General features: G+C 59.5%; 13 protein-coding genes and 1 riboswitch. Of the genes, 2 read left to right on the top strand and 11 right to left on the bottom strand.

Features of this window, described 5'->3' with window-relative positions; genetic code table 11:
* Window positions 1–75 precede the first annotated feature (75 nt).
* The 4 genes from rpsD to ACSBLW_RS17470 all read right to left on the bottom strand — a co-directional run bounded on the left by rpsD (window position 76) and on the right by ACSBLW_RS17470 (window position 3,698).
* On the bottom strand, window positions 76–696 hold the full coding sequence (gene rpsD / locus ACSBLW_RS17485; RefSeq protein WP_435257876.1) for a 30S ribosomal protein S4: 621 nt from the start codon (window positions 694–696) through the stop codon (window positions 76–78).
* Between the two features lie 194 nt (window positions 697–890).
* Window positions 891–1,964, bottom strand: coding sequence for a Hint domain-containing protein (locus ACSBLW_RS17480; protein WP_435257875.1), 1,074 nt, complete (start codon window positions 1,962–1,964; stop codon window positions 891–893).
* Between the two features lie 157 nt (window positions 1,965–2,121).
* Window positions 2,122–3,132 carry a GlxA family transcriptional regulator gene (locus ACSBLW_RS17475; protein WP_435257874.1) on the bottom strand — a complete coding sequence of 337 codons (1,011 nt, stop codon included), beginning with the start codon at window positions 3,130–3,132 and terminating at the stop codon, window positions 2,122–2,124.
* Window positions 3,133–3,266: 134 nt separating this feature from the next.
* Entirely contained in the window at window positions 3,267–3,698 is a 432-nt protein-coding gene (locus ACSBLW_RS17470; protein WP_435257873.1) for a DUF1489 family protein, read from the bottom strand.
* Window positions 3,699–3,824: 126 nt separating this feature from the next.
* Between ACSBLW_RS17470 and ACSBLW_RS17465 the strand changes: the two genes are divergently transcribed.
* On the top strand, window positions 3,825–6,101 hold the full coding sequence (locus ACSBLW_RS17465) for an adenosylcobalamin-dependent ribonucleoside-diphosphate reductase (protein ID WP_435257872.1): 2,277 nt from the start codon (window positions 3,825–3,827) through the stop codon (window positions 6,099–6,101).
* A 129-nt stretch (window positions 6,102–6,230) separates the two neighbouring features.
* Here the strand turns inward: ACSBLW_RS17465 and trxC are convergent, their stop codons facing one another.
* The 7 genes from trxC to gcvT all read right to left on the bottom strand — a co-directional run bounded on the left by trxC (window position 6,231) and on the right by gcvT (window position 12,669).
* Window positions 6,231–6,680 carry a thioredoxin TrxC gene (gene trxC, locus ACSBLW_RS17460; protein WP_435257871.1) on the bottom strand — a complete coding sequence of 150 codons (450 nt, stop codon included), beginning with the start codon at window positions 6,678–6,680 and terminating at the stop codon, window positions 6,231–6,233.
* A 63-nt stretch (window positions 6,681–6,743) separates the two neighbouring features.
* Window positions 6,744–7,061, bottom strand: coding sequence for a DUF3775 domain-containing protein (locus ACSBLW_RS17455; RefSeq protein ID WP_435257870.1), 318 nt, complete (start codon window positions 7,059–7,061; stop codon window positions 6,744–6,746).
* Between the two features lie 61 nt (window positions 7,062–7,122).
* Complete coding sequence (locus tag ACSBLW_RS17450) at window positions 7,123–7,446, bottom strand: AzlD domain-containing protein (RefSeq protein ID WP_435257869.1); 324 nt, start codon at window positions 7,444–7,446, stop codon at window positions 7,123–7,125.
* Window positions 7,443–8,153 carry an AzlC family ABC transporter permease gene (locus ACSBLW_RS17445; protein ID WP_435257868.1) on the bottom strand — a complete coding sequence of 237 codons (711 nt, stop codon included), beginning with the start codon at window positions 8,151–8,153 and terminating at the stop codon, window positions 7,443–7,445. Before ACSBLW_RS17445 ends, ACSBLW_RS17450 begins: the two co-directional genes overlap by 4 nt.
* A 67-nt stretch (window positions 8,154–8,220) precedes the next feature.
* Window positions 8,221–11,061 (bottom strand): aminomethyl-transferring glycine dehydrogenase, encoded by a 2,841-nt coding sequence (gene gcvP / locus ACSBLW_RS17440; RefSeq protein WP_435257867.1) that lies wholly within the window; start codon window positions 11,059–11,061, stop codon window positions 8,221–8,223.
* A 102-nt stretch (window positions 11,062–11,163) separates the two neighbouring features.
* Window positions 11,164–11,523 carry a glycine cleavage system protein GcvH gene (gene gcvH, locus ACSBLW_RS17435; protein WP_435257866.1) on the bottom strand — a complete coding sequence of 120 codons (360 nt, stop codon included), beginning with the start codon at window positions 11,521–11,523 and terminating at the stop codon, window positions 11,164–11,166.
* A 9-nt stretch (window positions 11,524–11,532) separates the two neighbouring features.
* On the bottom strand, window positions 11,533–12,669 hold the full coding sequence (gene gcvT, locus ACSBLW_RS17430; RefSeq protein ID WP_435257865.1) for a glycine cleavage system aminomethyltransferase GcvT: 1,137 nt from the start codon (window positions 12,667–12,669) through the stop codon (window positions 11,533–11,535).
* A gap of 155 nt (window positions 12,670–12,824) precedes the next feature.
* A riboswitch (glycine riboswitch) is annotated at window positions 12,825–12,928 on the bottom strand.
* 77 nt (window positions 12,929–13,005) lie between these two features.
* Between gcvT and ACSBLW_RS17425 the strand changes: the two genes are divergently transcribed.
* A complete protein-coding gene (locus tag ACSBLW_RS17425; RefSeq protein ID WP_435257864.1) occupies window positions 13,006–13,572 on the top strand; it encodes a gamma-glutamylcyclotransferase family protein in 567 nt (188 codons plus the stop codon).
* Window positions 13,573–13,613 lie beyond the last annotated feature (41 nt).

The following is a 13,613-nucleotide window of genomic DNA, read 5'->3' as shown; positions in this document are numbered from 1 at the left end:
GTTATTTCGCAGGCAATGGCAGAAATGAAAAAGGGCCACCCGAAGGCGGCCCTTTCAAAAACATCACGCGAAAGATCAGTTCTTTGCGTAGTATTCGACGACGAGGTTCGGTTCCATCTGAACCGGATAGGGCACATCGCCCAAGCCAGGGGTACGAACGAACTTCACAACCATCTTGTTGTGGTCGACTTCGAGGTAGTCCGGAACGTCACGCTCGGTCAGGGCGACGGCTTCCAGCACGAGGGCCATCTGCTTCGACTTCTGACGGACTTCGACGACGTCGTTTTCACGGACGCGGTAAGACGCGATGTTCACGCGCTTGCCGTTCACGGTGACGTGGCCGTGGTTAACGAACTGGCGAGCAGCGAAGATCGTCGGAACGAGCTTGGCGCGGTAGACGACGGCGTCCAGACGGCGCTCGAGCAGGCCGATCAGGTTTTCGCCAGTGTCGCCGGTGACGCGGGCGGCTTCAGCGTAGATTTTCTTGAACTGCTTTTCGGTCAGGTCACCATAGTAACCCTTCAGCTTCTGCTTGGCACGGAGCTGGGTACCGAAGTCCGACAACTTGCCCTTGCGGCGCTGACCGTGCTGGCCGGGGCCATATTCACGCTTGTTGATGGGCGACTTGGCGCGGCCCCAGATGTTCTCGCCCATGCGGCGGTCGATTTTGTACTTGGCAGCTGTGCGTTTGGTCACGGCTGATCTCCTTCTGTCGTGGCGCTGTCAGCGGGCTGGCAGCTATTGAAGGGCGTTGTCCTATTTCCCGGTTGGGACGACAGGGTTCCGCTTGCGCGGTCCACCAACACCAATGAAAAGCCCCCGGGGGATGCCCGGGGACGTGGCGGCCTTATACAGCCGGAAAAGCCAGAGTCAACAGCGCCCGACCGAATTCAGGCGGCCATGTCATGACGCAGGATTGCAGCCTCGGACGACGACAGGTTTCTGCGGGCGTAGTCGCCGTACTTTGCCGGATTGAGATCGATTCCCGGCAGCAGCGACAAGAGCGAGTCCCGCTGAGCCTTTTCGATGGTTTCCAAGGCGCAGTTCGATGGGTGGAAGCTTTCCGTTTCCAGCCCGTTTGCCCAGATGATGCTGTGGCGATCCAAGAGGATGTGAATATAGGTGACCTCTCGCAGCGTATGATCGACGCAGATCGTATCGTCGTTCATCAAATCCTCGGCCTTCACCAGAACCTCGGGCGCATTGAACAAGGCCCGCGCCGATGGTCCCGCAAGCAGCATTCGGTGCTGCGGAGAGACCAGAAGATCTTGGTCGGGGCGATCGACACCCAGTGCGCCGGACTTGAAGCGGATGGGGCGCAGATGCGGCATGGCGTAAAGACGGGCACCCGTCATTCGACGCATCCCGTTCCACAAGACATCCTGTATGCCATTGTCCTTTGTCAGAACGCGGTCGCCGGGCCGAAGATCTTCGATCAGCCGCGAACCATCTGGCGTCAGGATTCGGGTGCCGGGGGTAAAGCAGATCACGCCTCCCGCGCCTTTGGTGTTCGATCCGGTTTCCGTGCGGTCGATGGCGGCGCGAACAACCCAAAGATCCTGCTCGGCCGGAGGCAATTCGCCCACGAACATCAACAGCCGCGCGCCGGTGTCTGGCACAGCAAGGATGGTCACTGACCAACTTTGGTGCCCATCCGTGACGATGAAACCCTGATCAATGTCTTCACTGTCGTCAGCCTCTGTGCCCTCTTCGCGCACAGCACTGCCTGCGACAGCCGCGCCGATCAGACGCCGCACCATTTTCGCCGCACGACGGCGAATTTCCTGAACCCCCTCGGCCCCATCGAGGATGAGCGGCCCACCTGCGTTGTCCACCTGAACGGGCTGACCATGCCAACGCCATGAAGCGCCAACGGCAAGCACATCCAAAGGAGCGGCAGCAAGGCCGTCAATTTCTGTTTGGGACCATGAGATGACAAACGTGCCACGAGAGCGCGCTACCATGCCTCAATATCCTTAGTCTGCTCGGTTTTATTCTTTGTTATTCGGGCAGTCTAACGAGTTTACAGCCTTTCGGCTATGACTTGAATGCAACACCTATCCATTCGGATTAGAGCTTACGCAACGTAAGGCTGCGCTTTTAGGTGATTGCGGGCCGCTTTTACTTGCCGAAATGGGAAAAGCGATAGGGTGAAAGACCGTATTTCAGACGAAACGACTTGGAAAAGTGTGAAGTGCTGGCATAGCCACAGGCAATCGCCACGTCGGTCACGCTCATATCTGTTTCAGCCAGCAAGGCACGACCGCGCTGCAAACGCAGATCATTCATATAGCGAACCGGAGTGACGCCAAGATAGCGGTTAAACAGGCGTTCGATCTGGCGGCGTGACAGCTTTAGCTGGTCAGCGCAGGCGTCGAGATCAAAGGGCTCTTCGATGCGGCTTTCCAGAAAGGCCACGGCCTCGATCAGCTTTTCGTGGCGCGTGCCAAGCCGGGCAGCAAGCGATGTTGTCTGCTCATCCGCCTCGGTCCGGCGACCGGTCAAGAGGCACATGTTCATCACTTCTTGGCTCAGGCCAATGCCGAACCGGTCATGAATGAGTTTCAGCATCAGGTCGGCCGCCGCAACACCACCGGCACAGGTCATGATCCGGTCGTCAATGCAAAACACCTGACGCGCGGCCTGAAGACCGGGAAAGGTTTCGGAAAATCCCGCGATGTTTTCCCAATGCAGGGTAAAACGGCGGTCTTTCAGAATGCCTGCTTTGGCCAAGGCATAGGCGCCCGTGCAAAGCCCGCCAACAGTACGTCCGCGCCGCCAAAGGCCACGCAGCCAATCCCCCAACGCAGCGGTCACCTGATCTTCGGGTTCCACACCGGAACACACCAGTACAAATCCATCAGGCTGAGTGCCGGTGATGCTGCCATCGACCATGACGGGAACACCGTTCGAACAAGCCACGGGCTGGCCGTCCAGCGACAGCACTTGCCACCTGAACAGGATTTGGCCGGTCAACTGGTTGGCGATCCGCATAGGTTCGATGGCCGAAGAAAACGCCAGCATGGTGAATTTGGGAAGAAGAACGAAGGTCACCTGCACAGGCTCGGCGACGGGCGGAACATTCACATGGGCCACACCCTTGGCCACAAACTTGGTCGTTTCCGTGCTCATCCGCCCCACCTTTTCTAGGCTTGTGCCAGTATGCAGCATTTTTTTCCAGATGTCCGCACGGACAGATCATCTGTCTTTGCCGCAGCGCAGCAACCCATAGCCGCACCACCGACGGGGCATGTAGCAATTAACGGCTATCGAAGGCCAAATTCCGCCATCGCTTCGGCCAAACCGGGCGGCAGGGCCTCTTCCTCGGCCCGTCCCTTTGGCAAGTCACGAGGGGCGTCCTTGGGATCAAGGTAACGCCAGCCCTGAAACGGCCTGCGCGGTGCGGCATCGGTGCGGATAACTTCATTGTCCATGACGATGGCGCAGCGACTGATTCCATCTTCGCCCGTCACTTGTTCCAAAGCCAGAATTCGCTGGCGGCACAGGATTACGCCCTTAATCACCCAGTAAAGCGACCCGCCCGCCAAGACATCCGCCTCGCGTTTCGGGAACATGCGCGTGACATGAACAGAGCAGCCCTGAGGCCAGCGGTGCCGCTGGCTATGCTGCCAATCGGTCAGGTCCTCGACGCTTTCGGCACCGACGCACAGTTTCAAAAGATGCACATGATCGGCCACGACTCAGCCCCCGCTCAAGAGCACCACAGAATAGACGGAAAGTCGGTCAGGGCAAGTTGACCCTGCCAACCCATAGGCTTATCTTGTGCGTTCCTTCCAAAAATACACCAGACCAAGGATGTGACCATGTCCCGTTTTTCCGCCCCCATTGCCGAGCAGATTTGGGACATGAAGTACCGCCTGAAATCCGCTGATGGCACGGCGATTGACGGCTCGGTGGAAGACACTTGGCGCCGGATTGCACGTTCCTTGGCCGAGGTCGAGAAAGATCCAGTGCAGTGGGAGGACAAGTTCTACAAGGCACTCGAAGGGTTCAAATACCTTCCCGCTGGCCGGATCACGGCAGGGGCGGGCACCGGGCGCAGCGTCACGCTGTTCAACTGCTTTGTCATGGGAACGGTCCCCGACAATATGGGCGGCATCTTTGACGGGTTGAAAGAAGCCGCGCTGACGATGCAGCAAGGCGGCGGCATTGGATACGACTTCTCGACCATCCGCCCCCGCGGGGCTGAGGTTAAGGGCGTGGCCGCCGATGCCTCTGGCCCGCTTTCCTTTATGGATGTCTGGGACGCGATGTGCCGCACAATCATGTCAGCGGGTTCGCGGCGCGGCGCGATGATGGCCACGATGCGCTGTGACCACCCTGATATCGAAGCCTTTATCGAAGCCAAGAAAGACCCAGCCCGGTTGCGGATGTTCAACCTTTCGGTTCTGGTGACCGACCCCTTCATGGATGCGGTCAAAGCCGATGGCGCATGGGAGCTGGTCTTTGGCGGCAAGGTCTACAAGACCGTACAGGCGCGCGATCTGTGGAACAAGATCATGCGCAACACCTACGATTTCGCGGAACCGGGGGTGATCTTCATCGACCGGATCAATGCCGCGAACAACCTTGCCTATTGCGAGACGATTTCGGCCACGAACCCTTGCGGCGAACAGCCCCTGCCCCCCTATGGCGCCTGTCTTCTGGGGTCGATCAACATGGCGACGCTGGTCAAGAATGCGTTTGAAGCCGATGCCGCGCTGGATCTGACGGCACTGGACGACTTGGTCCGAACGGCCGTGCGGATGATGGACAATGTGGTGGACGCAAGCCGCTTTCCACTGCCCCAACAGGCGGTCGAAGCGCAGGCGAAACGCCGGATCGGTTTGGGCGTCACCGGTCTTGCCGATGCTCTGTTGATGCTGGGCCTGCGCTATGGCAGCGAAAAGGCCGCCAAGCAGACCGAAGAATGGATGCACGCGATTGCCCGGTCCGCCTATCTGGCCTCGGTCGATCTGGCGCGTGAAAAAGGTGCCTTTCCGCTGTTTGATGCCGAGAAGTACCTTGCCTCGGGGTCGCTGGCCCATATGGACAAGGATGTGAAGGACGCGATCCGCAAACATGGAATCCGCAACGCCCTTCTGACATCCATCGCTCCAACGGGGACCATCAGCCTTTATGCTGGGAACGTTTCATCGGGGATCGAACCTGTCTTTGCCTATGCCTATACGCGGAAGGTTCTGCAAAAGGATGGATCGCGGACCGAAGAAGAGGTCGTCGATTACGCCGTGCGCCTGTGGCGGGAAAAGAAGGGCGATGCGCCCCTGCCCGATTACTTTGTGAACGCGCAGACCTTGCCGCCGCTGGACCATGTCCGGATGCAGGCCGCCGCGCAGAAATGGATCGACTCGTCGATTTCAAAAACGATCAATTGCCCCGAGGACATCAGCTTTGACGACTTCAAGGAAGTCTATATGGCCGCATGGGATCAGGGCTGCAAAGGCTGCACCACCTATCGTCCAAATGACGTGACGGGGTCGGTGCTAAGTGTATCGGAAGCCTCGGACAAAACACCGTCGGAAGCCCCGGCCACGGCATCTACTGATGGTGAGGTTGTTTATTTGTCTGAACCGCTGGATCGCCCGGCTGCTCTGGAAGGTCAGACCTACAAACTGAAATGGCCAGGTTCCGAACATGCGCTTTACATCACGATCAATGACATCGTGATCGCCGGTCATCGCCGTCCGTTTGAGGTGTTCATCAACTCGAAGAACATGGAGCATTACGCTTGGACCGTCGCGCTGACGCGGATGATCTCGGCCGTGTTCCGGCGCGGGGGGGATATCTCGTTTGTCGTTGAAGAGCTTAAGGCCGTCTTTGATCCGCGCGGCGGCGCTTGGATGGATCGGAAATATATCCCGTCGATCCTTGCGGCCATTGGCGGGGTCATCGAACGCCACCTGATCGAAATCGGGTTTATCGAAGGCGAGGGTATGGGACTGAAGGCCGACCCGAAAGCCGAAGTTGTGGCGATCGGTCAGCCACGCGGCAAAGCCTGTTCCAGCTGCGGCAGCTATGATCTGCGGATGGTCGAGGGCTGCATGACCTGCGCAAGCTGCGGTAATTCAAAATGCGGCTGAAGCGCGGGGGGTGAACCCTTGGCTTCGTCATTGGGAAAGACACGCTCTCTCAACCGAGACACTGACCAAGTCGCACCAAAAGCTTTTGAAGGGCCCGTTTGCTTGTCAAGCGGGCCCTCTGTCTTCGGATCAACGGGCCGAGACGGGAATCTTTGACTGCACGAAAGCCACGATTTCTGCGGCTGGCCGTGCCCCGGCCAAACGGGCGATTTCCTTGCCGCGGTGGTACAAGATCAATGCCGGGATGCCCCGAATCCCGGCGCGTTGAGAGATGGCCGGAAAATCCTCGGTGTTCAACTTTGCCAATCGGGCGTGCGGCGCAAGCGCCTGTGCCGCCCGGGAAAATTCTGGCGCCATGGCCCGACAAGGCCCACACCACGGTGCCCAATAATCCACGAGCAGAGGGAGATCGTCCCCACGCGTCGCTTTGTCATGGCTGGTGGCATCCAGTTCGGCCACTTTGCCGGTGATCAAAGGATCACCGCAGCTACCGCATTTCGGCGAATCCGTCAAACGCGATGCCGGAACCCGGTTCGCCTGTCCACATGTCGTGCATGTCAGTCGCAGACCATCAGCCATGTTAACCCCCAATCACATTCCGATCATCGAATATATCGGGGACGAGATATGGTTTCGCAAGGGTCAGAGCAGATCTTCTTCCTCACCGGAAACATCAATCCCCAAGGCATCAAGACCGGCTTCAAGATTCTCACTAAGATGCGGCATCCCCATCAAGTAATCTGCTGTTGGCGTCGTGGCCTCATTGACCGCCGTCGCCACGGCTTCGGAATAATCCTCTGCCTCAAAAGATCCGCGTCCAACCCAGGCAATGGCCGTCAGATGCGCTTTTTCATCGTCATTGAGATCCTGAATAAAAGCGTGCAGTTCACTATCGGCCGCCGGACCTTCCCGGTGCAGAAAGATCACCTGAACAACTTTGGACGGGCTGATTTCGATCATTTGCGTTCTCCTGTACCCTATGGTCGCGCCTTGCGGCCGGATCGGCAAGCGAAATCCTGTTTCACGCCATCACCCAGAACGTCGCAGCATAGGCCGCAGCCCCGATCAGGGTGCCCGCTGACACTGATTTGCGGGGCCAGAAGGCCAAAACGGTGGCCGCAGTCCCGACACAAAGCGGAACAATGTCACGAGGGTCGGGCCAGAGTTGAGGAAGAACAGACGCCACGAACAGGGTCGCGATCGCCGCCGGGCCGGTTGAGGCCAGAAAGCGCGCAGTAAGACCATCGGCCCGCGGTTCACGACGCAACAAGAGGGTCGGAAGGGCGCGAAAGGCCCAGTTTGCCGCGCCTGCCAAAACGGCCATCAGGATCAGTGCGCTGTTCATTTGCGGACCATCCCTGCCAAGGCGCCGCCGATCATGCCCATCAAGATGCCGGTCGTGCCGCTGAAGACCAATGTGCCGACAACCGTGGCAATCGCTGCGACGCCGATGGCAGGCAGGGCGGCGCGAGACATGATCGACAGCAGAAGCGAAAGGAACAACGCCGCCAGCATGAAGCCTAGGCCCGCATTCAATGCCGGATAAGCCTCAAGCGCCCCGCCCCCTGCCCAAGCCCCCAAAGCTGTGCCGCTGACCCAAGCGGCGTAGGCCGCAAGACCAAGTCCGAACATGTAGCGTTCGGAAAACTGCTGCCCCCTTGCCAAGGCGCCAAGGGCTTGGCCAAAAACTTCGTCCGTTAGGCCCCATGCCCAAGCCCAGGCCAGACGCCGGCTTGCGCCCTTGCCTGCCTGTTTCATCAAGGCTGGGCCGTAAAGAACATGGCGGACGTTCATCGCGATCAATGTGAAGGCCGCAACGAGAACGGGCGCTCCGCCCGTGAACAGGACAAGCGCCAGAAACTGGCTGGCCCCGGCATAGATCACCAGTGACAGAAAGACCGCTTCCAATCCGGTTAATCCCGCCCGCGTGGCGGCCACACCAAAGGAAAACGCAATTGGGAAATAGCCCAGAACAATGGGCAGGCCCGCCCAAATGCCCGTCAGGAAACCGGGTGAGGGGGTGGGGTCGGTCGAAAGATCTTGGGTCGTCATGGCATGGCCTTGGCAAGAATATGCCCGGCCGAAAGGCCGGGCATGGGATCAGGTCTTTGCCTTTATCTTACTCTGCCGCTTCGGCATAGCTTTCAACCGGGGGACAAATGCAAATCAGGTTGCGGTCGCCATAGACGTTGTCGACCCGGCCCACCGGTGGCCAGTATTTATCCACCCGGAACGCCCCCGGCGGGAAGCAGCCTTGTTCACGGCTGTATTTACGGTCCCATTCGGCCACCAGATCGTTGACCGTGTGGGGCGCGTGGTGCAGCGGGCTGTCCTCGGCAGCGATTTCCCCCTTTTCGACATCTCGGATTTCCTCGCGGATCGCGAGAAGCGCAGTGATGAAACGGTCAATCTCGGCCTTGGTTTCGCTTTCGGTGGGTTCCACCATCAGCGTGCCCGCGACAGGCCAAGACATGGTTGGCGCGTGGAAGCCATTGTCGATCAGACGTTTGGCAATGTCGTCGACAGTCACACCGACCTCGGCAAAGGGGCGGGTGTCGAGGATGCATTCATGCGCCACGCGGCCTTTGTTGCCCATGAAGAGGATCGGGTAATGCCCAGCCAGACGTGCCGCGATGTAATTGGCATTCAAGATCGCCACACGCGTCGCCTGAGTCAGCCCTTCCCCGCCCATCATCAGGCAGTAAGCCCATGAAATCAGCAATATCGAAGCCGATCCATAGGGCGCTGCCGAAACCGGCCCCTCTTTGCCGCCCGTTTCCGGGTGGCCGGGCAGATGCGGGGCCAGATGCGCACGCACGCCAATCGGGCCCATGCCCGGACCGCCACCGCCATGCGGGATGGCGAAGGTCTTGTGCAGGTTCAGGTGGCTGACATCGCCGCCAATTTCACCCGGTTTCACAAGGCCCACAAGCGCGTTCATATTCGCGCCGTCGATATAGACCTGCCCGCCATAATCATGCGTGATCTTGCAGACCTCGCGCACGGTTTCCTCAAACACGCCGTGGGTCGACGGATAGGTGATCATGCAGGCCGCAAGCTTGTCCCCAGCCTCTGCGGCTTTGGCGCGGAAATCATCGACATCCACATCGCCGTTCGGGGCCGACTTCACCACGACCACTTTCATCCCCACCATTTGGGCCGAGGCTGGGTTGGTTCCGTGGGCCGAAACCGGGATCAGGCAGATGTCGCGGTGACCTTCCCCACGAGAACGGTGATAGGCCTGAATGGTGAGAAGGCCCGCATATTCACCCTGCGCGCCCGAATTCGGCTGCATCGAGAACGCGTCATAGCCGGTGATTTCACAAAGCTTGTCCTTCAGGTCCGCAATCGCCTCGGCATAGCCTTGGGCCTGATCTGCGGGCGCAAAGGGGTGGAGGCTGCCGAATTCCGGCCAGGTGATCGGCATCATCTCGGCTGCCGCGTTCAGCTTCATGGTGCACGACCCAAGCGGGATCATGGCGCGGTCCAGCGCAAGGTCACGGTCTGACAGGCGACGCATATAGCGCATCATCTCGGATTCGGCCCGGTTCATGTGGAAGACCGGGTGGGTCAGATAGTCCGTCTCGCGCACCATCGATTCCGGGAAACCAAGCGTTGCGCGATGGGGCGGAACGCCCTCGATCCCGAAGGCCCGAAGGATGCGGACCAAAACACGCTCGTCCGTGGTTTCGTCCAGTGAAATGCCGACGCGGTCGCTGCCGATCTTGCGGAAGTTCAGCCCCTCTTGCCGAGCCGCGGCAAGAATGCCGGTTTGGCCCACGCCCACTTCGACGGTGATCGTATCGAAGAACGCCTTGGGCGAAACCTTGGCCCCTGCGGCTTTCAGCGCACGAGCCAGCCGGGTGGTCAGGAAATGCACCCGTTCTGCAATCGCCCGCAGGCCCTTTGGCCCGTGGAAAACCGCGTACATGCTGGCCATCACGGCAAGCAGGGCTTGCGCAGTGCACACATTCGACGTGGCCTTTTCGCGGCGGATATGTTGTTCGCGAGTTTGCAGGGACAGGCGATAGGCCTTGTTGCCACGGCTGTCGATCGAGACGCCGACAATACGGCCGGGCATCGAGCGCTTCAGATCATCGCGGCAGGACATAAAGGCCGCATGCGGGCCCCCGTAGCCCATCGGCACGCCAAACCGTTGTGCAGAGCCAACAGCAATATCGGCCCCCATCGCCCCCGGCTCTTTCAACATGCAAAGCGCCAAGAGATCTGTTGCCACAACAGCAATCGCCTTGGCCTCGTGCAGGGCGGAAATCTGGTCGCTGAAGTCGCGGACATGGCCGTAGCTGCCGGGGTATTGGAAGATCGCGCCAAAGACCTTAGACGGATCAAGGTTTTCGACCATATCCTCGATGATCTCGATCCCCAGCGGCAGGGCGCGGGTCTTGATCACGGCAATGGTTTGCGGGTGGCAGAAGCGGTCAACGAAGAAGGCATTGGCCTTGGATTTGGCCGAACGCTGCGCCATGGTCATGGCTTCGGCAGCGGCGGTCGCTTCATCCAACAAGCTGGCATTGGCGACCGGAAGGCCGGTCAGGTCTGCGACCATGGTCTGATAGTTCAACAGCGCCTCAAGCCGGCCTTGCGCGATCTCGGGCTGGTAGGGCGTATAGGCCGTATACCATGCCGGATTTTCAAGGATATTGCGCTGGATCGCTGGCGGCGTGACGGTGCCGTAATAGCCCTGCCCGATCAGGCTGGTCATGACCTTGTTGCGGCTGGCCACCTGCCGCATCCGGTCCAGAAGCTCATGCTCCGCCAAGGGCGCCCATCCGAGGGGAATAGATTGCCGGATGGATTTCGGAACGGTCTGTTCGATCAGGTCTTCAAGCGAGGCAACGCCAACCGCTTTGAGCATCTCATCCATTTCGGCTGGCGAAGGCCCAATGTGGCGGCGATTGGCGAAGTCATAGGGATTATAGGCGACGGGCGTGTAGGTCATGTCCTGCATCCTGAATGTGGCGCACGGGCGGGCACGCTTGCGCCCGCCAAAATTCTTGCAAGAATTTTGACCGTCTCCCCTCGGAAGGCGGTCTTGCGACGATCAACCGATGTAATCGGCGTATTCGTCCTCATCCATGTAGTCGTCCAAGGCCGACAGATCGTCGATCTTCATCTTGAAGAACCACGCAGCACCGGTTGGGTCTTCGTTCACGAGTGCAGGGTTATCGACCAGCTTGTCGTTGACCTTGACGATCTCGCCATCCAGCGGCGCCAAGATGTCGGAGGCAGCCTTGACGCTTTCGATCACAACAACTTCGTCCCCAGTCGAAACCATCGTCTCGATTTCTGGCAGTTCGACAAAAACCACGTCCCCCAGCTGGGTCGCTGCGTGCTCGGTGATGCCGACCACAACCAGATCGCCTTCGACCTTCAGCCATTCATGTTCTTTGGTGTATTTCATCTGATCGCCTCAGCGCTTGTAAGTGGTGGGTTGGAAAGGAAGATCGCATACCGTGACGGGCAGGCGCTTGCCGCGCACTTCGCCCATCAGGGCGGTGCCCGTGGTCGCGTGGGCGGCGGCCACATAGCCCATGGCAATCGGGGATTCGACGCTTGGGCCAAAGCCGCCCGATGTGACTTGGCCAACAGGTGTGCCGTCAGGCGCGAAAAGCGCGGTTCCTTCACGCATCGGCGCGCGCCCCTCGGGGCGCAAACCGACGCGGCGGCGCTCTGGACCCTCGGCCAGTTCGCGCAGGATACGGTCAGCGCCGGGAAAGCCCCCTTCACGCGCACCACCTGCCTTGCGGACTTTCTGGATGGCCCATGTCAGGCCTGCTTCAACCGGGCTTGTGCCTTCGTCTATATCGTGGCCGTAAAGGCAAAGCCCCGCCTCAAGACGCAGACTGTCGCGGGCGCCAAGGCCAATCGGCTGAACGGCATCCATCTCCAAAAGGGCCTTGGCCAAAGCCTCGGCGCCACTGTCGGGCACCGAAATTTCATAACCGTCTTCGCCCGTGTAACCCGAACGCGAGACCCACAACGCACCAAAGGCGCTGTCGAAGATACCCACATCCATAAAACGCATCGTGGCGACAGACGGCACCAAGGCGGCAAGTGAGGCTTCGGCCTGTGGACCTTGCAGAGCCAAAAGTGCGCGGTCTGTCACCGGGACGACTTCCGCAACACCAGCAAGCTGGGCCGTCATATGGGCAATGTCGGCCTCTTTGCAGGCCGCATTCACCACGACGAACAGGTGATCACCCCTGTTGGCAAACATGAGGTCGTCCAGAATGCCGCCCTGTTCATTCGTGAACAGACCATAGCGTTGCCGACCTTCAGCCAACCCCGCCACATCCACGGGCATCATCGCCTCAAAACCGGCCACTAACGACGCCATGTCCGTCTTCGGCCGCAGGATCACCTGCCCCATATGGCTGACATCAAAAAGGCCCGCCTTGGCCCGTGTGTGCAGGTGTTCCTTCATCACGCCAGCAGGGTATTGCACCGGCATCTCGTAGCCCGCAAAGGGCACCATCTTTCCGCCAAGGGAAAGATGCAGGTCGTGCAGACCAAGTCGCTTTAGGCCACCAGAATCAAGATCGGTCAAACCGCCTCTCCTTGTCCTGCCGGAAATTGGTCGCTCCGGCACCGTCCGGACAGGCCAATCCCTGCCCCGCGATGCCCCCTCTGTCCTTGCCCGATTTGGGCGCCTGAGATCGTTATCCCTTCGGCGGGCCCCTGCGGGCCACTCTCCAGAGTCTGATGCCAGATACGGTCCCTTGCGCCTGAGAGTTTACCGGGGCGGTTGCTCCTTCGGCACCGGACACAGCCCTTGCAGGCCGTCCGGATTCTCCCGAACCTGACAGTTCAAGCTCTAGCCTGCCATCATGATCCGTGGCAAGTGGGAAAAAGGATACGACCGTATACCGAGCGAAAACGACAAATGACAAACCCTCCTCCCCGCTTTTTCGGCTATGGCTCTCTCGTCAACCGGACGACCCACGACTACCCAAGTGCAAAGCCTGCCAAGCTTGATGGGTGGCGGCGCGTTTGGGTTCATGTAGCCGCAAGACCCGTCGCCTATCTGTCGGTTGAGCCAGACCCACACAGTTATATCCTTGGTCTGATCGCCGATGTTCCGGGCGATGACTGGGCGGCGCTTGATGAACGAGAGCATGCCTATGCGCGCCATCCGGTCGAGGCACATGTTGGGCCAGAGCGGCACGCGGTGCAGGTCTATGCCGTTCCTTCGCAGAACCGCTTAACGCCCAGCAAGGTCAACCCATTGCTTTTGTCCTATATCGACGTTGTGGTTCAGGGGTTTTTGCGTGAATTCGGCGACCCGGGTGCAAGCCATTTCTTTGCCACGACGAAAGGATGGGACGCGCCGATCCTAAATGATCGGCAAAAGCCAATCTATCCACGTTGCCAAAGGCTTACGGCAGAAGAAACCGGGGTGGTCGATCGCGGTCTGGCACAGCTTGGCGCAAGGATCATTCTGCCGGATTGATTAGAGAGCCTGCGGCATCGATATGCGCCGTGTTGGGACGG

It is taken from the genome of Thioclava sp. FR2 (assembly GCF_051200875.1).
GTDB lineage: Bacteria > Pseudomonadota > Alphaproteobacteria > Rhodobacterales > Rhodobacteraceae > Pseudotabrizicola.
This window is presented reverse-complemented; position numbering and strand designations above follow the sequence as displayed.